At 74.5% G+C, this 18,285-nt stretch carries 11 protein-coding genes and 1 pseudogene; 5 read left to right on the top strand and 7 right to left on the bottom strand.

Annotated features, from left to right (window positions below):
* Positions 1-2: 2 nt before the first annotated feature.
* From ACGFX4_RS17010 to ACGFX4_RS17000, 3 genes and pseudogenes are all read right to left on the bottom strand, one after another.
* Positions 3-1,245, bottom strand: a pseudogene (locus ACGFX4_RS17010) (cation:proton antiporter).
* Positions 1,246-1,422: 177 nt separating this feature from the next.
* Positions 1,423-2,838 carry an NAD(P)/FAD-dependent oxidoreductase gene (locus ACGFX4_RS17005; RefSeq protein WP_393074394.1) on the bottom strand — a complete coding sequence of 472 codons (1,416 nt, stop codon included), beginning with the start codon at positions 2,836-2,838 and terminating at the stop codon, positions 1,423-1,425.
* A 316-nt stretch (positions 2,839-3,154) separates the two neighbouring features.
* On the bottom strand, positions 3,155-4,060 hold the full coding sequence (locus ACGFX4_RS17000) for a TIGR01777 family oxidoreductase (protein ID WP_393074391.1): 906 nt from the start codon (positions 4,058-4,060) through the stop codon (positions 3,155-3,157).
* Positions 4,061-4,144: 84 nt separating this feature from the next.
* On the opposite strand from ACGFX4_RS17000, the gene ACGFX4_RS16995 reads away from it, so the two are divergent.
* On the top strand, positions 4,145-4,651 hold the full coding sequence (locus ACGFX4_RS16995; protein WP_393074388.1) for a GNAT family N-acetyltransferase: 507 nt from the start codon (positions 4,145-4,147) through the stop codon (positions 4,649-4,651).
* A 138-nt stretch (positions 4,652-4,789) separates the two neighbouring features.
* Positions 4,790-5,713, top strand: a complete 924-nt coding sequence (locus ACGFX4_RS16990; RefSeq protein ID WP_393074385.1) for a DUF2510 domain-containing protein — start codon at positions 4,790-4,792, stop codon at positions 5,711-5,713.
* A gap of 51 nt (positions 5,714-5,764) precedes the next feature.
* Here ACGFX4_RS16990 and ACGFX4_RS16985 read toward each other — a convergent pair whose 3' ends face one another.
* The 4 genes from ACGFX4_RS16985 to ACGFX4_RS16970 form a co-directional block, all read right to left on the bottom strand.
* Positions 5,765-6,280: a DUF4240 domain-containing protein gene (locus ACGFX4_RS16985; protein WP_393074382.1), complete on the bottom strand. Its 516-nt coding sequence runs from the start codon at positions 6,278-6,280 to the stop codon at positions 5,765-5,767.
* Between the two features lie 115 nt (positions 6,281-6,395).
* Positions 6,396-8,120: a 2-oxoglutarate dehydrogenase, E2 component, dihydrolipoamide succinyltransferase gene (sucB, locus tag ACGFX4_RS16980; protein WP_393074379.1), complete on the bottom strand. Its 1,725-nt coding sequence runs from the start codon at positions 8,118-8,120 to the stop codon at positions 6,396-6,398.
* Between the two features lie 69 nt (positions 8,121-8,189).
* Positions 8,190-9,596: a dihydrolipoyl dehydrogenase gene (gene lpdA, locus ACGFX4_RS16975; protein ID WP_393074376.1), complete on the bottom strand. Its 1,407-nt coding sequence runs from the start codon at positions 9,594-9,596 to the stop codon at positions 8,190-8,192.
* A 392-nt stretch (positions 9,597-9,988) separates the two neighbouring features.
* Positions 9,989-11,485 carry a leucyl aminopeptidase gene (locus tag ACGFX4_RS16970; protein WP_393074373.1) on the bottom strand — a complete coding sequence of 499 codons (1,497 nt, stop codon included), beginning with the start codon at positions 11,483-11,485 and terminating at the stop codon, positions 9,989-9,991.
* A 278-nt stretch (positions 11,486-11,763) separates the two neighbouring features.
* Between ACGFX4_RS16970 and ACGFX4_RS16965 the strand changes: the two genes are divergently transcribed.
* The 3 genes from ACGFX4_RS16965 to ACGFX4_RS16955 are packed head-to-tail and all read left to right on the top strand — an operon-like array spanning position 11,764 to position 18,241.
* The gene (locus ACGFX4_RS16965) at positions 11,764-12,384 is read left to right on the top strand and encodes a hypothetical protein (protein ID WP_393074370.1); all 621 of its coding nucleotides are present in this window, start codon (positions 11,764-11,766) and stop codon (positions 12,382-12,384) included.
* Complete coding sequence (locus tag ACGFX4_RS16960) at positions 12,384-14,915, top strand: putative T7SS-secreted protein (RefSeq protein ID WP_393074367.1); 2,532 nt, start codon at positions 12,384-12,386, stop codon at positions 14,913-14,915. Before ACGFX4_RS16965 ends, ACGFX4_RS16960 begins: the two co-directional genes overlap by 1 nt.
* Positions 14,916-14,944: 29 nt before the next feature.
* Positions 14,945-18,241 (top strand): hypothetical protein, encoded by a 3,297-nt coding sequence (locus ACGFX4_RS16955; protein WP_393074364.1) that lies wholly within the window; start codon positions 14,945-14,947, stop codon positions 18,239-18,241.
* The last annotated feature ends 44 nt before the right edge of the window (positions 18,242-18,285 follow it).

Here is an 18,285-nt window from a genome sequence, read left to right as displayed (position 1 = left end):
TGTCACCAGCTCTCCGCCCGTACCCGGGGGCGTTCGCCCCCGGGTACGGGCGGAAGTGTTTCGCCGCGCAGGCGCTGGGCGAGCAGCGGGAAGAGCAGGACGGAGAGCATGCCCGCGCCGACCAGGGCGGCGGCGGTGGAGCTGGGCATGTGGCCGGCGTCGACCTCGATGGTGGTGATGACGACGACCAGGGGGAGCGCGGTGGAGCCGTAGAGGCCGAGGGCGGCGCGGTCGCGCGGCGCGAGGCCGGGGACGAGCAGGGCGGCGGGCAGGCCGCGGGCGGCGGCGAAGAGCAGCAGGAAGACCGGGACGAGCAGCAGGGTGCCCGGGTCGTCGAGCAGTGCCTGCAGGTCGAAGTTCATGCCGCTCACCACGGAGAACACCGGGACCAGGAAGCCGAAGCCGATCGCCTCCAGTTTGGCCTCGATGACCTCCTCCTCGGCCTCCGGTACGTCGGCGAGCAGCAGCCGGGAGACGATGCCGGCGGTGAACGCGCCGAGCAGCATGTCCAGCTCCAGCCAGATCGCGGCGGCGACCATGGCGCCGAGCACCAGGATGACGGTGCGGACGGCGAACTGGCCGGAGGTGCGCAGGTCCGGCCGATCACCCGGGTGACCCAGTGCGGGCGCGGGCGCCGGGCGTAGGCGACGGCGACCGCGGTGATCACGGCGAAGGCGCCGAGGATGACCGCCGACTTCACGGGGGTGTTGCCGCTGAGCAGCACGGCGATGGCGATGATCGGGCCGAACTCGCCGACCGCGCCGGTCGCCATCGTCATCGAGCCGAACGGGGTGGGCAGGTCACCGGAGTCGCGCAGGATCGGCAGGATGGTGCCGAGCGCGGTGGTGGTCAGCACCAGTCCGGCGAAGGCGCCGTCCAGCGGGTCGCGGTTGACCAGGGCGCCGAAGCCCAGTGCGACGGCCAGCGAGACCAGCCAGGACAGGACGGCCCGCTTGAGCGGTCCGCCGCGCAGCCGGAGGAAGTCGATCTCGTACCCGGCGAGGAACATCAGCATGGCCAGGCCGAACTGGGAGAACGCGTCGAGCAGGTCGCCCACGCTCGCCCAGCCCAGCCCAGCCCAGCCCAGCCCAGCCCAGCCCAGCCCAGCACGTCCGGGCCGATCAGTACGCCGAGCACGATCTCGAAGACCACGGTCGGTACGGACAGTCGGCGCTGCACCCGGTCGGCGAGCAGCGGCGCTGCGACCGCGCAGGCCAGGACGACCACGAGGGTCAGCGGTGTGATCGCCGACTCCGCGCTCAACCGACTGCCCGGTTCGGTCGAGTATGAGTCATATCGGCATACTGGCATGCTGGTCGTCGGCAACGGGGTAGCTGCGCCGGAGGTGCAGCGGGACGGGGCGGACCGGGGGCCGGTCGGCCGGCCGCGCCGCGGCCGGGTGGCCACGGCGCAGCCGACCGGCTACGCCGCGACGTCCGCCGCGCGGTCGGTGGCCGGGAGGCCGAGGTCGCGGAGCACCGCCTCGGCGGCCCGCCGGCCGGAGACCAGCGCGCCCTGGACGGTGGAGGTGTCCCGGTGGTCGCCGCAGACGTACAGGCCGGCCAGCAGCCGGACCGAGCGCCGGAAGTGGTGCGGCGGCGGCATCGCCGGCACCGCGTCCTGGACGTGCCGCACCGCCAGGAACTCCCAGCCCGCGGTGGAGGTGCCGTACAGTTCCGCGAGCCGCCGCCGGACCACCGGCTCGTCGCCGGAGGGCCCGCCCGCGTCGAAGGTGTGCCGGCCGAGCACCGTGGTGGCGATCAGGGCCTGCCCGGGCGGCGCGTACGAGGGGTCGACCTCGCTGAGCACCAGCGAGTGCGAGACCCCGGAGCGGCCGCCGTGCGGACCGCCGCCCGGGTGGTCGCCGGGGCGGTCGGCGTCCAGCAGCAGCACGGGTTCGCCGAGCGGGCTGCTGTCGGCCGCGTGGTAGTAGGTGGTGACGGGGTGGAAGGCGGGCAGCCGCAGGCCGGGCAGCAGCGCGGCGGCGGACGGCGCGTCGGTGGCGACGACCACCGCGCGGGCCCGGATCCGGCCGTCCTCGGCGGTGCGCACCCCGTCGCAGTCCACCTCGGTGACCTCCACGCCGTACCGGACGGTGCCCTCCGGCAGGCCGTCCGCGAGCTGCGCGGGCACCGCGCCGATGCCGCCGGCGGGCAGGCAGAGCCGGCCGCGGGCGTACGAGCGCAGTACCAGGTCGGCGACCCGGCTGCTGGTGGCGAGCGCCGGGTCGGCGAGCAGGGCGGTGAGCAGCGGCCGCAGGAAGCCGTCGGCGGTGCGGGTGGGCAGGCCGCGTTCGGCGAGGGCCCGGGCGGCGGTGGTCTCCGGCCGGGCGAGCAGTTTCGGGACCGGGGTGGCGGCCAGCCGGGCGAGGGCGGAGCCGAGCCGGGCGCGGTCGAGCGGGCTTCCCAGTCCGCCGCGGCCGGCCGGCTGCCGTCCGCCGCCCGCGGTCCGTCCGGCCTGCCGGGCGGTGGGCTGGCGTATCGCGGCCTGCCGGGCGGGGGTCTGCTGCGGGTCGCCGTAGCGCTGCCGGCGGCCGCCGCTGTGCACCAGCACGCCGGGGGCCAGCGGGCGCAGCTCCAGCCGGTCCAGGTCGAGCCGGCGGGCGGGTTCCGGGTACGCGGTGTTCAGCAGGTGGGCGCCGTGGTCGAGTCGGAACCCGTCCAGTTCGCGGGTGGCCATTCGGCCGCCGGCGCGTTCGGTCGCCTCCAGGACGCGGACGTCCAGGCCGCGCTCGGCCAGCGCGCGGGCCGCGGCCAGCCCGGCGACGCCGGCGCCGACCACGACCACGTCCGGGTCGGTGGTGCGGCCGGTGCGGCGGGTGAAGTCGTATGCGGGCACGTGTGTGTGCTCCCTCCCTGACGGAGCTCCTCCGCTCGAACCCTCCGGGTCGGCGAGGAGCCGGGACGCAGTCCGACCATGTGATGCCCCGTCAGTGTCTTCGTCAGACCGGAGCTTTTCGGCTAATCGGGGGAGGGGGAGCGGTTCGGCGGCACGCTCGCCGCGTGGGGGCGCCCGCCGTGCGCCGGGAGGGGCGTACGGGACACCGGAGGGCGCGCGGGGTCAGTCCGCGCGCTGGACGCGCCGCCTACGTACCACCGTGCGCCCCGGCCCGCGCCCCCGCCCCCGCCGGCGTGCCCTCTGCAGGCCCGACCGGTCAGAGCGCCGCGCGCACGATCGCGTCCAGGTCGCCGTGCTCGAAGCGGAACCCCGTCTCCAGCAGCCGCCGCGGCAGCACCCGGTGACTGCCCGCCACCTCGACCGCCATCTCGCCGAGCGCGATGTCCAGCGCGAACCGCGGCACCGCGAACACCGTCGGCCGGTGCAGCGCCCGTCCCAGCGCCTCGGTCAGCTCCCGGTTGGTGGCCGGCACCGGCCCGGCCAGGTTCACCGGCCCGCTGATCCCCTCCTGCTCGATCAGGAAGCGCATCGCCGCGACCTCGTCCGCCAGCGAGATCACGCTCCAGTACTGCTCGCCGGAGGCCAGCCGGCCGCCCAGGCCCAGCCGGAACAGCGGGAGCAGCCGCGCCCCGGCGCCGCCGTGCCGGTCCAGCACCATGCCGGTGCGCGGGTGCACCACGCGGATCCCGGCGTCCGCGGCCGGACGGGCCGCGGACTCCCACTCGACGCAGACCCGGGCCAGGAAGTCGTCCCCGGCCGGCGCGGTCTCGTCGATCACCCGGTCCCCGGTCTGCCCGTAGAAGCCCACCGCCGACGCGCTGAGCAGCACCTTCGGCGGCTGCTTCAGCCCGGCCAGCGCGCCGGCCAGGGTCTCGGTGCCCAGCACCCGGCTGTCCCGGATCTCCTGCTTGTACGACTCGGTCCAGCGGCGGTCGCCGACACCGGCGCCGGCCAGGTGGACCACCGCGTCCAGGCCCTCCAGCGCGGGCGCGTCGATCTCCAGCCGCTGCGGGTTCCAGCCCACCCCGAGCGAGCCGTCCGGCTGCGGCCCGGTGCGGCTGCGGCGGCGTACCAGCCGCACCACCTGGTGGCCGTCGGCCAGCAGGGAACGGACCAGGGCGGAGCCGATGTGACCGGTGGAACCGGTGACCGCGATGCGCATGCCCCCATCCTTCCAGGCCCCCCGCTCCGGGCCCCCGCACCGGCCCGCGGAAATCCGCTGGACAATGCGAGTCGCCGAATTAGCATGACGCGCATGTCATCGCACCATCTGACGATCCGCGCGGCCACCACGATGGACGACACGGCGTTGGCCGAGCTCGACCACGCCGTCTGGTCCACCCTGCACGCCGTCGCGCCGCAGCCGCCCGAGGGCCGGCCGTTCTTCGACGAGTCGCACACCCCGGCGCAGCACCTGGTCGCCGAACTCGACGGCCGGCTGGTGGGGTACGTCCGCCAGGTGCCGCCGACCTCGCTGCGCTCCAACGCGCACGTCCGGCAGATCCAGGGCCTCGGCGTGCTGCCGGACGCCCGCGGGCTCGGCGTGGGGGACGCGCTGATCGAGGCCGCCTGCGAGGCCGCCCGCGCGGCCGGCGCCCGGAAGATGACCCTGCGGGTGCTCGCCCACAACGGCCCGGCCCGCCGCCTCTACGAGCGCCGCGGCTTCACCGTGGACGGCATCCTCCCCGGCGAGTTCCTGCTCGACGGCGCGTACGTCGACGACGTCTGGATGGGCCGCAGCCTCACCGCCTGACCGCGCACCGGCCGGCCTGGCCCCGGCCGGGCGCCCGCCCCGCCCCGGCCCGACCCTGCGTCAAGGGGACCGGGCGAGCCGATTCGTGACCTTTGATGCCCTCCCGCCGGTCCAGCGTCGGCCAGTACCGTTACGGGGATGAGCACCCCGACGCCGCCCGGCTGGTACCCCGTCCCCGGCACCACCGAGGAACGCTGGTGGGACGGCACCGCGTGGACGGCCGACACCCGCCCCGCGCACCGGATCGCCGACGCCCCCACCCAGGCCTGGCCCGGCGCCGCCGTCCCGCCGATGCCGTCCCAGCAGCCCGCGCCGCAGCCCTCGCCGCCGCGCCGCAACGGCCTGGTGATCGGCGCGACGGTCGCCTCCCTCGCCGTCATCGGCGGCGCGATCGCCGCCGCCGTCGCGTTCATCCCGGGCGGCGACCCGGACCCCACCCCGTCCCGGAGCCCGATCGCGGCGCCGTCCGCCTCCCGCTCGGTCGCGCCCAGCCGCAGCGCCTCCGCGAGCCCGCGCCCGTCCGCCTCCCGGTCCGCGCAGCCGGCGCCCTCCGGCACCGCGCTGAGCGGCAAGGCGCTGGACGACCGGACGCACGGCTGGAGCGTCCCGATCGCCAACGGCTGGGTGCCCCGGCTGACGACCGGCACCACCTCCACCGTGTTCCAGAGCGTCGGCGAGTACGAGTGCGGCCAGACCTCGAAGTGCGTGCGCGGCCAGTACTCGGTGGAGGTCTCGCCCAGCCCGGGCACCGACGCCCGTACGGTCGCCGAGGCCGTGATGGCGGTGTACGCCCCGCGCTCCTTCGGCGACCTGGAGGACCACGAGGAGCTCGGCTCCGGCACCATCACCGTCGCCGGGGCGAAGGGGTACGCGGTGCGCTGGCACGTCACCCCGACCACCGGCGAGGAGGGCTACCTGCTGGTCGTCGCCGTCCCCGCCGCGGGCGGCGGCTACACGATCCTGCACGGCGGCGTGGACGACAGCGCCCAGGCCCCCGACCCGGTGGTCCTCGACCAGATCACGGCCGGCATCCGCGCGCTCGGCTCCGGCTCCGGGACCTGATCCGGCCCTCCGGGCACCTGACCGCGCGGCAGCCCACCCCGCCCGCCCGGCTCACTCCCCGAACAGCTCCCACAGCTGCGGGTAGCGCTTCGCCAGCTGGTCGGCGTCCGTGAAGTCGAACGGCACGCCGGCCGGCGCGCGCGGCGGTGTCCCGCCGACGTCCGGCAGCGGCAGCCCGGTGAGCTGCTCGTACGCCTCGTCCGCGGCGTAGCCCAGGTCCTCGGCCTCGCCGTCCTCCTCCTCGTCGAAGTCGGGCACCAGCTCGGCCAGCGCGTCCGGCTGGTGCGCCGTGCCCTCGAACACCTCCCGGCCCTGCCCGATCAGCCAGCACCGGAAGTAGTCGAAGGAGTCCTCGGAGGCCCCGCCGAGCAGCAGGTGCGCCGCCCCCCACAGCTCCACCGTGTACGCCCGCTGGAACCGCGCTTCGAACAGTCGGGCGAAGTCCACCACGTCGTCCGGGGTCAACTGGACGAGGCGCTCCACCAGCGCGTCCGCCTGCTCGTCCGGATCCCCGTCGGCGGCGTCCCTGGTCTCGTCGATCAACTGCCAGAAGTCGGTCTCGTCCATCACCGCTCCAGCATCCCCGTTCGCCACCACGCCCGCACGCGCGGCACGCGAAGGCCCCCACCCGGCGGGTGCCGGACGGGGGCCTTCGGAGTGAGCGTCGCGGACGCGCCGGGCCTTACAGGCCGAGCTCGACCTCGAACTCGCCGGCCTCCAGGATCTCCTTGACCGCGACCAGGTAGCGGGCGGCGTCGGCGCCGTCCACCAGGCGGTGGTCGTAGGAGAGCGACAGGTAGGTCATGTCGCGGATGCCGATGGCGGTGCCGCCGTCGGACTCGATGACCACCGGGCGCTTGACGGTGGCGCCGATGCCCAGGATGGCGACCTGGTTCGGCGGCACGATCACGGTGTCGAACAGAGCGCCGCGCGAACCGGTGTTGCTGATGGTGAAGGTCGCGCCGGACAGCTCGTCCGGGGTGATCTTGTTGTTGCGGACCTTGTCGGCCAGCTCGGCGGTCTTCTTCGAGATGCCGGCGATGTTGAGGTCGCCCGCACCCTTGATGACCGGGGTCATCAGACCCTTCTCCGAGTCCACCGCGATACCGATGTTCTCGGTGTCGAAGTAGGTGATGGTGCCCTCGGCCTCGTTGATCCGGGCGTTGACGACCGCGTGGGCCTTCAGCGCCTGGGCGGCGGCCTTGACGAAGAACGGCATCGGGGACAGCTTCACGCCCTCGCGGGCGAGGAAGGAGTCCTTGGCCTTGCCGCGCAGCGACATGATCCGGGTGACGTCCACCTCGACCACGCTGGTGAGCTGCGCCTGCTCGTGCAGCGCCTTCAGCATGTTGTCGCCGATGACCTTGCGCATGCGGGTCATCTTGACCGTCTGGCCGCGCAGCGCGGACGGCGCGGCGGTGGCCTTCGGGGCGGCGGCAGCGGCCGGGGCGGCGACGGGCGCCGGAGCGGCCTTCGCGGCCTCGGCGGCGGCGATCACGTCCTGCTTGCGGATGCGGCCGCCGACACCGGTGCCGGTGACGGCGGACAGGGCGACGCCCTGCTCCGCGGCGAGCTTGCGGACCAGCGGGGTGACGTAGGCGTCACCGGCGTCGGCCACGGGGGCGGCAGCCGGGGCGGCGACCGGGGCCACGGGGGCCGGGGCGGCGACGGGGGCCGGAGCGGCGGCGACCGGCGCGGGGGCCGGGGCGGCCGGAGCAACCGGGGCCGGGGCGGCGACCGGAGCCGGAGCGGCAGCCGGGGCGGCCGGGGCAGCCGGAGCGGCGGCGGCCGGAGCGGCACCCGGGGCGCCGATCAGCGCGAGCTGGGCGCCGACCTCGGCGGTCTCGTCCTCGCCGACCAGGATCTTCACGACGACGCCGGCGACCGGCGACGGGATCTCGGTGTCGACCTTGTCGGTGGAGACCTCGAGCAGCGGCTCGTCGACCTCGACGGTGTCACCCTCGGCCTTCAGCCAGCGGGTGACGGTGCCCTCGGTGACCGACTCGCCGAGCGCCGGCAGCAGCACCGGGGTGGCGTCGGCGGCCGGAGCGGCAGCGGCCGGGGCGGCGGCGACGGGGGCCGGGGCAGCGGCGGGGGCCTCGGCGACCGGGGCCGGGGCGGCCGGAGCGGCCTCGGCGACCGGGGCGGCGGCGGCCACGGGGGCACCGCTGCCGTCGTCGATGATCGCCAGCTCGGCGCCCACCTCGACCGTCTCGTCCTCGCCGACCTTGATCGAGGCCAGGATGCCGGAGGCCGGCGCCGGGATCTCGGTGTCGACCTTGTCGGTGGAGACCTCGAGCAGCGGCTCGTCGACCTCCACGCGCTCACCCTCGGCCTTCAGCCAGCGGGTGACGGTGCCTTCGGTCACGCTCTCGCCCAGCGCGGGCAGTGTTACTGAGACCGCCATGGTTTCAGCGACTCCTATCAAGTCTTGCGTACGAGTCGTACAGGTATGGGAAGGAGGAAGCGGGCGCTATCAGTCGTGCGCGTGCAGCGGCTTGCCGGCCAGCGCCAGGTGCGCCTCACCGAGGGCCTCGGACTGGCTGGGGTGCGCGTGGATGAGCTGCGCGACCTCGGAGGGCAGGGCCTCCCAGTTGTAGATCAGCTGGGCCTCGCCGACCTGCTCGCCCATCCGGGCGCCGACCATGTGGACACCCACCACGGCGCCGTCCTTGACCTGGACGAGCTTGATCTCGCCGGCGGTCTTGAGGATCTTGCTCTTGCCGTTGCCGGCCAGGTTGTACTTCAGCGTGACGACCTTCTCCTTGCCGTACTGCTCGACGGCCTTGGCCTCGGAGAGGCCCACCGAGGCGACCTCGGGGTTGGAGTAGGTGACGCGCGGGATGCCGTCGTAGTCGATCGGCACGGTCTTCAGACCGGCCAGGCGCTCGGCCACCAGGATGCCCTCGGCGAAGCCGACGTGGGCCAGCTGGAGGGTCGGGGCCAGGTCGCCGACGGCGGAGATGGTCGGCACGTTGGTGCGCATGAACTCGTCGACCAGGACGTAGCCGCGGTCCATCGCGACGCCCTGCTCCTCGTAGCCGAGGCCGGCCGAGACCGGGCCGCGGCCGATCGCGACGAGCAGCACGTCCGCCTCGATGACCTTGCCGTTCTCGGTGGAGACGCGGATGCCGGTCTCGGTGTACTCGACACCGGAGAAGCGGGCCTTGAGCTCGAACTTGATGCCGCGCTTGCGGAAGGCACGCTCCAGCAGCTTGGAGGAGTTCTCGTCCTCCAGCGGCACGAGGTGCGGCAGGCCCTCGACGATGGTGACGTCGACGCCGAACGACTTCCACACGGAGGCGAACTCGACACCGATCACGCCGCCGCCGAGGATGACGGCCGACTTCGGGATGTAGTCGAGCTTGAGGGCGTGGTCGGAGGAGATGATCCGGTTGCCGTCGATCTCCAGGCCCGGGATCGAGCGCGGCACCGAGCCGGTCGCCAGGACGATGTGGCGGCCCTCGATGCGCTGGCCGTTCACGTCCACCGAGGTCTGGGACGACAGCCGGCCCTCGCCCTGGATGAAGGTGACCTTGCGGGAGGCGACCAGGCCCTGCAGGCCCTTGTACAGGCCCGAGACGACGTCGTCCTTGTACTTGTGGACGCCGTTGATGTCGATGCCCTGGAAGGTGGCGAGGACGCCGAACTCGCCCGCCTCGCGGGTCTCGTCCGCGACCTCGGCCGCGTGCAGCAGGGCCTTGGTCGGGATGCAGCCGCGGTGCAGGCAGGTGCCGCCGAGCTCACCCTTCTCGATCAGCGCGACGCTCAGGCCCAGCTGGGCGCCACGGAGCGCCGCGGCGTAACCGCCGCTTCCGCCTCCGAGAATGACTACGTCGAAAACGGTGCTGGCGTCGTTCGCCACGTCACGTCCTCCATGCAAAAGGTGCGGATCGCCGGGCCGGTCGCGGTCCGGTGGGTGGGTGACCCTTGTAAGGGCGCGCCCAGTCATGCCGGAAATACATCTTTGCACTTGTTGGCGGCGGCTGATGTCCGGGGCTGCCACGACGTGGGCCGGACGACCGTACATGAGGGTCGGAATACCCCGTACGTGGGGGTATCGCCGCAGCTCACAGCCGTGCTGTCGGCGCGGGGAGGTCGACTTGACAGACCCGTCCAGCAGCACCGTTCCACTCTGCGGAACAAAGTTTCGCCCGAGGCGAACAGGCGACCGCTCTTGTGCCGGAAGCTACTCGCTGGTAATGCGGCGGGGGTGTGCGGAGACGCGAAAGGGGCCCCGCACCGGCGGGGCCCCTGACGTCACCGCGTCGTCACTCAGACGCCCGCGGCGGTGTCCTCCGCGAAGCGGACCAGGGTGCGCACCGCGCTCGCGGTGCCGCCCTTCGGGGTGTAGCCGTGCGGGCCGCCCTCGTTGAACGCCGGGCCGGCGATGTCGAGGTGCGCCCAGTCGATGCCCTCGGCGACGAACTCCTTCAGGAACAGGCCGGCCACCAGGCCGCCGCCCATCCGCTCGCCCATGTTGGCGAGGTCGGCGACGGTCGACTCGACCATGCCCTTGCGCAGGTCGGCCGGGAGCGGCATCGGCCAGGACTGCTCGCCCACCGCGCCGGCGGTCTCGTGCAGCTTGGTGCGCAGCTCGTCGTTGTTGGCCATCACGCCGAAGGTGCGGGTGCCCAGGGCGAGCACCATCGCGCCGGTCAGGGTGGCGACGTCCACGATCACGTCCGGCTTGTCCTCGCCGGCCTTGACGATCGCGTCGGCCAGCACCAGGCGGCCCTCGGCGTCGGTGTTCAGCACCTCGACGGTCTTGCCGCCGTACATCCGCAGCACGTCGCCGGGGCGGGTGGCGGAGCCGGACGGCATGTTCTCGGCCAGCGCCAGCCAGCCGGTGACGTTGACCTGCAGGCCCAGGCGCTTGGCGGCGACCACGGCGGCGAACACGGCGGCGGCGCCGGACATGTCGCACTTCATGGTCTCGTTGTGGCCGGCCGGCTTCAGCGAGATGCCGCCCGAGTCGTAGGTGATGCCCTTGCCGACGAAGGCGAGCGAGGCCCGGGCCTTCGGGTGGGTGTAGACCACCTTCACCAGCCGCGGCGGGTTGGCGGAGCCGACGCCGACGCCCAGGATGCCGCCGAAGCCGCCCTTGGTCAGCGCCTTCTCGTCCAGCACCTCGACCTTGAGGCCGTGCTCCTTGCCCACCGTCTGCGCCAGCGAGGCGAAGGACTTCGGGTTGAGGTCGTTCGGCGCGGTGTTGATCAGGTCGCGGGCGCGGTTCATCTCCTCGCCGATCGCGGTGGCGCGCTCGACGGCCGCCTTGGCCTCCTTGGAGCCCTTGCGGTCGGTCAGCAGGACCAGCTCGCCGACCGGAGTCTTGCCGTTCTCGCCCTTGTACAGGCCGAAGGCGTACGAGCCGAGCAGCGCGCCCAGCGCGACCGCCTCGATCTCCTCGGCGGAGGCGGCCGGCAGCGCCAGCGCGACCTTCTTCGAACCCGCCAGGGTGCGGGCGGCGACACCGGCCGCCTTGCGCAGCGCCTCGGCCGAGTAGCCGCCCTCGACGGCCTCGCCCAGGCCCACGGCCAGCACCAGCGGGGCCTTCAGGCCGGCCGCGGCGGGGAGCTTGACCGCCTCACCCTCGGCGCCGGTCGCGCCCAGGGTGGTGAGGACCTCGGCCAGCGTGCCCCCGAAGGCCTCGACGACGGCCTCGGCGCCCGAGGTGACGACCAGGCCCTTCGGGCCCTTCGCCACGCCGATCACCAGGGCGTCCGCGCGCAGCGAAGCGGCGGAGGAGGTGCTCACAGACAGTGCAGTCACGTAATGCGTCCTGTTCTTTCGCGGTCCACAGCCGGATACGGCTCCGTTGCCGTACCGGCGATAACCCCGCCGAACTCCGCGGGGAAACGGGGCGCAGGGCTACGGTGCACCCCGCATGCTAGTCCGCATGCTGGGATTATGCCGCCCCGCCCCGGCCTCGACCGGGGCCGGTCCGCATCCCGGCCGTGGTGACGGTGTGTGAGTTCGCATTGAGTACTCTTCTCGCCACTGGGGGGAACGGGCCGGCGTGACGGGCGGCCCAGGACGGGGGGAGAGGCGTGACCGAGTACCAGGTCGATCCGCAGGCGCTGAAGCTGGCGGCCGACGGCATCAACCACTCGATCGACGAGCTCAAGTCGATCGGGATCGTGGAGACCGCCGAGGTCGGCCGCGGTTTCGAGAACCTGAAGCTGACCGGGATGGAGATCGGCCACCCCGACCTGCAGGGGGTCCTCGACGAGTTCTGCGAGCGCTGGGGCTGGGGGGTCCGGGCGATGATCCAGGACGGCAACCAGTTCGCCGAGCGGCTGAACCTGTCCGCCGGGCTCTACCACGACCAGGAGCAGTACGTCTCCGGCGTGGCCAAGGACGTCTACAGCGCCGCGATGGGCAACCCCAACCTGACCCAGGAGGAGGTCGAGGGCCGGTCCTGGGGCGACACGCTCAAGGACAACGCGGTCACCCAGGTCGCCCACGCCGACTACTCCGCCCAGTCCTTCCAGGCCGCGGCCCTGCACTCCGACGCCGCCTGGAAGAACACCGAGGCCGACCTGCTGGAGAGCCGGATCGCGCTCGGCCACCCCAACCTCGCCTACGACCCGGAGCACGCCGCGCGCCTCAAGCAGGAGGCCCAGCAGGAGAACGCCGCCTACCAGCAGATGACGCAGGGGGCCCACTGATGGGGTGGCTCGACAGCGTCGGCAACCTGGTCGACTCCGGCAAGCGCGCCGTCGGCGAGTTCGTCGACACCAACGCCCACGTCGCCGGCGGCCTGCTGGACGCGGTCGGCCTGGACGACGCCGCGCACGCCGTCGACAAGTGGGGCGACAGCGTCGCCGACTCGATGGGCGTGCACATCGGCGAGCTCGGGCTCGGCATGACCGACGACCCGAAGGAGCTGGTCCACGGCGACGTCAAGAAGATCAACGAGACCGCCCAGCACCTCAACAAGTTCCGCACCGCCTTCGACGAGACCGGATCCGGGCTCACCAAGCTCGACCACGAGCACTGGCGGGGCTCCGCCGCCGACGCCTTCCGCGCCAAGTTCGCCCCGCACCCGCCGATGTGGCTGGCCGCCGCCGACGCCTGCGGCTCCGCCGCGACCGCGCTGTACGCGTACGCCGAGACCGTGCAGTGGGCACAGGACCAGGCGCAGCAGGCGATCGACACCTACACCACCGCCAAGAAGGCCTCCGAGGACGCCCGGGACGCCCACAAACGCGCCGTCGACGACTACAACAAGGCCGCCGACCACTACAACAAGGCCGCCGCGTCGGGCGGCGACCCCGGCACCCCGCCGAACCGGCCCGGGGACTTCCACGACCCGGGCGAGGCCGGGCTCAAGCAGGCCGTCGAGCAGCTCAAGAACGCCCGCAAGCAGCGCGACTCGGCGGCCCAGACGGCCGCCCAGTCGCTGCGCGGCGCGGTCGGCCGGGCACCCGCCAAGCCCAGCTTCATGGACCGCCTCGGCGCCGCCGCCGCGGACTCCTTCGACGTCGCCGCCGTCGGCTACGTCCACCTCCAGGGCGGCATCGTCAAGGGCGGCGCGGACCTGCTGAAGTTCGCCCGCGGGCTCAACCCGATGGACCCGTACAACCTCACCCACCCCGCGCAGTACATGGACCACGTCAACACCACCCTCGCGGGCCTGGTCACCACCGCCAACCACCCGGTGGAGCTCGGCAAGGCGATGGTCGGCACCGGCTGGGGCGACGACCCGTTCGAGGCCGGCGGAAAGATGATCTTCAACATCGGCTCCGGCATGGTCACCGGCGGCGGCAGCGAGGCCGGCGTCGTGGTCAAGAACATCGCCATGAACAGCGCCGAGCGCGGGGCGATCAACATCGCCGAGCGCGGCGCGGTCAATGTCAGTGAGCGGGCCGCGGTCAACACCGGCGAGCGGGCGGGCGTCAACGCGGGCGAGCGGGCCGGGCTCAACGCCTTCGACCCGCCCGGCGCCCCGCCCCGGCAGGCCTGGCCGGAGAACGTCCCGCGCACCGACCAGCCCGCCCCGCAGGGGTACGGCGGCGGGTCCGCCGACCCGTTCAACACCGTCACCCAGCCCACGTCCGCCCCGCACGCCCCGGCCCCCGAGGCCGCGCCCTACCACCCGGCCCCGGAGCCGGCCCCGTTCCACCCGGCTCCGGAGCCGGCCCCGTTCCACCCGGCTCCGGAGCCGGCCCCGTTCCACCCGGCCCCGGAGCCCGCGCCGGCCCCGCACACGCCGGCGCCGGAGCCCGCCCCCGTCCACGAGCCGGTGGCGGAGCCGGCGCCGGCCCGTCCCCACGAGCCCGCCGACCCGACGCCCGGGCACACACCGGAACCGGAGCCCGCGCCCGCCCACGAGCCCGCGCCCGAGCCGACCCACGAACCGGCCCACGAGCCCGTCCACGAGCCCGCGCCCGAGCAGGTCCACGAGCCGACCGCGCCGGACGACGCGCACACCGCCGACCCGGACGCCCCGGCCCACGAGAGCGGCGAAGCCCCCGCGCACGAGCCCGAGCCGGCCCCGGCGGAGAAGTCCGAGCCGCCGATGAGCGACTTCGACCGGGCCCGCGCCCTCGACCGGCAGCGCGAGGACATCCGCCACGCCGAGCTGGAGCAGCAGTCGCAGCCCGGCGTGAAGAGGTTCGAGGACTCCGACGCCGCCCAGGCGTACGCCAGACGGACCTGGGACAAGACGGCCGACGCGCTGCCCCGCAACGAGGAGTACGCCCTGGAGGGGTACACCCGGGGCGAGGGGAACGCGGGTGCCAGCAAGATGACGTACGAGAAGATCAACGGCGGGCTCCGGGAGGCGGACGGCGCCCCGCTCGACGCCGGCACCAACCTCGGCGCCTCCGTGCGGGCGATGGACCGGGCGCTCGACCGCCAGCCGCTCCCGCACGACATCGTCCTCACCCGCGGCACCGACCTCGACTTCCTCGGCGGCATCGGCGACCCGAAGCGGCTGGAGGGCCAGGTGTTCACCGAGCGCGGCTACATGTCCACCTCGCTCGGCGGCTCCCCGGCCATGTGGACCGGCAAGGACGCCATCGTGCACCTCAGGGCGCCGGCCGGCACCCCCGGCATGTGGATGGAGAAGGTGGGGTCGATCGGCAGCACCGAGCGTGAACTGCTGCTGGGCCGCAACCTCCAGTGGCGGGTCAACAGGACGCTGATGGAGGGCAACCAGGTCCACATCTTCGCCGACATCCTTCCCATCGCATGACGACGGAAAAGACGGAAAAGAGTGAACGAGTGAGTGGCAGGAACCTGGACTACGAATACGAGCGCCTGTCGGCGAGCCTCGAATTCAAGCCCGTCGGTGACGGGCCGCTCCGGTACGCCGACTCCACCGACAAGCCGGTCGAGTACGTCGCGGCGGTCAGCGAGTCCAGGCTGGTCCGGGGCTACCTCTGGATCTGCGACGAGGACGGCGCCGCCGACTTCGAGAGGCACCTCGTCACCGGCGAGTTCAACGGCATGATGTTCTGGGACCGCAAGCTGCGCGACGCCCGCGCCCGGGGCGTCCTGCCGTCCCAGGTCCTCGAGGAACTCCTCGCCGAGGAGGGGGACTTCCTCTCCGGGCGGCTCGACCCCGCGACCCGGACCGCGGGCACCCTCGCCGAGGTGAAGGCGCTCGCCGCGGAGGGCTACCGGCCGCCCAAGGAGCCGCAGCGGCCGCGCGGCTGGCGTCCGGACCCGAAGCTCGACGACGAGCGCGCCGAGAACGCCGCCACGGCTGGCGGCTGGGTGTACCAGGTGGACGAGGGCCACGACCCGGCCGGCCGCGTCCCGCCGGAGGCCGTCGCCGGGGCCTGGCAGGTCACCGAGTGGGGCTCCGTCAGGCGCTTCTGGCACAACCCGGCGTACGGCCACGACCCGGCGTACGGCCACGATCCGGTGCACGGCGAGGCGTCCGACGGCACGGCCCCGACCGGCACGGCGGCCCCCGTGCCGCCGCTGCGCGCCGGCCGCCGTCCGGCCGGACTGGCCCTGCTCGCCTGGCTGGAGGACCCGCGGGCGCCGCGCACCTGCCGGATCGCCGGCTCCTCCGGAAGCGGCCGCACCCACCTGCTCGACTGGCTCGCCGAGGCCTGCCCGCCGGACAACCCGCGCACCGGCCGCCGGGTCCACGCGGCGCTCTCCGCCGAGGGCCTGACGGTCCGTAGCGCCACCTGGCTGCTCGCCGAGCGGCTCGGCCTGGTCGCCCGCACCCCCGACGACCTGATGGCGGCCCTCCAGGACGGCGTGACCCGCACCCTGGTCCTCACCGACCTGGACCGGGCCGGCGGCGACCTGCTGCCGGGCATGCCCGAGCGGATCGCCGCCGAACTGCTCGTCCCGCTGCTCCAGGTCCCGTGGCTGCGCGTCCTGGTGGAGTCCGCCTCCGGCACCCCGGCCGCCGCCGTGCTGGCCGCCGCCGCGCCCGCCGGCGCCGTCCTCGACCTGGACGACCCCAACTGGACCGACCCCGAGCGCTTCGCCACCTGGTGCGCCGGGCTGCCGGGCCACCACCCGGTCGCCGCCGACCAGGTCTACCCCAGCCCGGCCCTCGCCCACCTCGCCAACCGGACACCGGTCGCCGTCCCGCTCGACCCCGCCGCCCCGCTCGCCGAACGGGCGGCCGTCCTCGCCGCCGCCTGGTGGGCGAGCCTCCCGGTGGCCGTCCCGCCCGCCCTCCGCGCGCTCGCCGCGGCCGGCCGACCGGTCACCGCGGAGGAGTGGATCGCCCTCCCGGGCTCGGACGGGGCCCGGGCCGTCCACGCGGCCACCGCCTACCTGCCGCCGGACGACTCCGGCAGCTGGCGGCTGCGGCCCGACCAGGTCGCCGAGCAGGTCGCGCAGGCCGCGCCGCCCGTCGACCACGCCGCGCTGCTGCGCGACATCGCGGGCGCCATCCCCCGCGGCGACGACGGACGGCCGCTGCTGGAGAGCACCGACCCCGGCTGGCTCGGCCTGCTGCTGCGCCACGCGGTCCACTCCGGCGCCGGTGACCAACTGCTCACCGACCCCGCCTTCCTGGTCCACACCGACCCGGCCGCGATCACCGCGGCCTTCGAGCGGCTCCAGCCCGCCGACGGCGGGCAGACCGCCCTGGCCCAGGCCTGGCACCTGGCCGGCCCGGTGCGCCCCGCCGCGTCCACGCCCGCCGAGCGGGCGGCCGCCCTGTACACCTGGCTGGCCGGCCGCGACGAGCCGGCCGCCGCGTACTGCGCGGCCGTCTCCGGGCAGCGCTGGCGCGTCGCCTGGTCCGGCCCGTTCGACGGGCCGCTCCCGGCGCAGCAGCCGCGCGGCGGGACCGAGGTCCGCGGGATGGTCCGCGGCCACGGCCCGTACGCCGACCACCTGCTCGTCGCGTGCACGGGCGTGCTCCGGTTCGTCGAACCCGGCACCGGTCTGGACTCCGCGACGATCGACCTCAGCCGGATGCCCGACGGCCAACTCGCCTACGCCTGCGGTCAGGAAGGCTCGATCTTCCTGCTCGGACGCAACGGGAAGAACGCGACCTGGCCCTACCCGTCCGACAAGGGTGGCGACCCGACCACCGCCGTCGACTGGGCCACCAGGAACCTCGAAGGCGGCGTCACCGTCCTGAGCACCTCCGTCGGCGCCGCCGGTCCGCTGCTGGCCGCCGGCACCGGCGACGGCCTGGTCGCCTGGCACGCCATGGACGGCGGGCGGCACGGGATGCCCGACCGGCCGCTCCACCGCGGCGCGGTCACCGCGGTCGACCTCACCGCGACCGCCGACCGCATCACCGTCGTCAGCGGCGGAGCGGACGGCGCGGTGCTGACCTGGACCGACGGCCCCGACGGCCCCGGTGAGCCGGTCGACGTCCGCGACCACCCGGTGACCTCGGTGGCCGTCGCCACCACGCCCGACGGCACGCTGGTCGCCGCCTGCTGGGCCGACGGGCTGCTGCGGGTGCGCCGACAGGGCGCCGTCCCGGCCGTGCTCGACCTGCGCCTCGGACTGCCCGCCCACGCCCTGGTGGCCGACCCGGCCGGGCGGGTGTTCGCCGCCCTGCCGGAGGGCGTCGTCGCCCTCGACCTGACCGACGCCCTCGCGCCGCAGGGCGAGCCGACGCCGCGGCAGGAGGAGCCGGCCGAGCAGGCGGCGACCTCCTACGAGCTCCGCCACGACCGTCCGGGCGTCCTCGCGGTCGGCGCCGCCGGCACCGCCCCGTGCCGGGTCTCCTGCTGGTTCGACGGCCGGGCCGCCGACCGGCGCGAGCTGTACGCGGTCCTGGTGGACGGCCCGTGGGGCCGGGTCGAGGCCCGGGCGGGCGACGCCTTCGGCGCCCTGCAGGACGTCCGCCGGCAACTCGAGGCGCACGGCTGGCTGCTCGCCCTGGCCGGGGCCCGCCGCGACGTGTGGCCCAGTGGCATGCTCCGCGACTCCGGCGGCGAGGAGGGCTACCTGCTGGCCCCGACCGCGCCCGGCGAGCACCCGCAGCAGGTCTCGATCTTCGCCGACGCCCCGCCCGAGGCAGTGGCGACGGTCGCCGACCAGCAGGCCGCAGCCGACGCCTGGCACCGGCACCACGGCTGAGCGCTCCCTGACGGACCAGCGGTCGCCCCCGGCTGAGTGCCTGA

The organism is Kitasatospora sp. NPDC048365, assembly GCF_043200835.1.
In the GTDB taxonomy this organism is placed as follows: Bacteria; Actinomycetota; Actinomycetes; order Streptomycetales; family Streptomycetaceae; genus Kitasatospora; species Kitasatospora terrestris.
The sequence above is the reverse complement of the archived record's forward strand: the minus strand, read 5'-3'. Positions and strand labels throughout refer to the sequence as shown.

What these genes read in the sequence shown, in the direction of transcription:
- ACGFX4_RS16960 (WP_393074367.1), top strand. Translation starts at nt 12,384, where the DNA reads ATGGGGTGGCTCGACAGCGTCGGCAACCTGGTCGACTCCGGCAAGCGC.
- ACGFX4_RS17000 (WP_393074391.1), bottom strand. Translation starts at nt 4,060, where the DNA reads ATGCGCATCGCGGTCACCGGTTCCACCGGTCACATCGGCTCCGCCCTG.
- ACGFX4_RS16995 (WP_393074388.1), top strand. Translation starts at nt 4,145, where the DNA reads ATGACGCGCATGTCATCGCACCATCTGACGATCCGCGCGGCCACCACG.
- ACGFX4_RS16990 (WP_393074385.1), top strand. Translation starts at nt 4,790, where the DNA reads ATGAGCACCCCGACGCCGCCCGGCTGGTACCCCGTCCCCGGCACCACC.
- ACGFX4_RS16985 (WP_393074382.1), bottom strand. Translation starts at nt 6,280, where the DNA reads ATGGACGAGACCGACTTCTGGCAGTTGATCGACGAGACCAGGGACGCC.
- sucB (WP_393074379.1), bottom strand. Translation starts at nt 8,120, where the DNA reads ATGGCGGTCTCAGTAACACTGCCCGCGCTGGGCGAGAGCGTGACCGAA.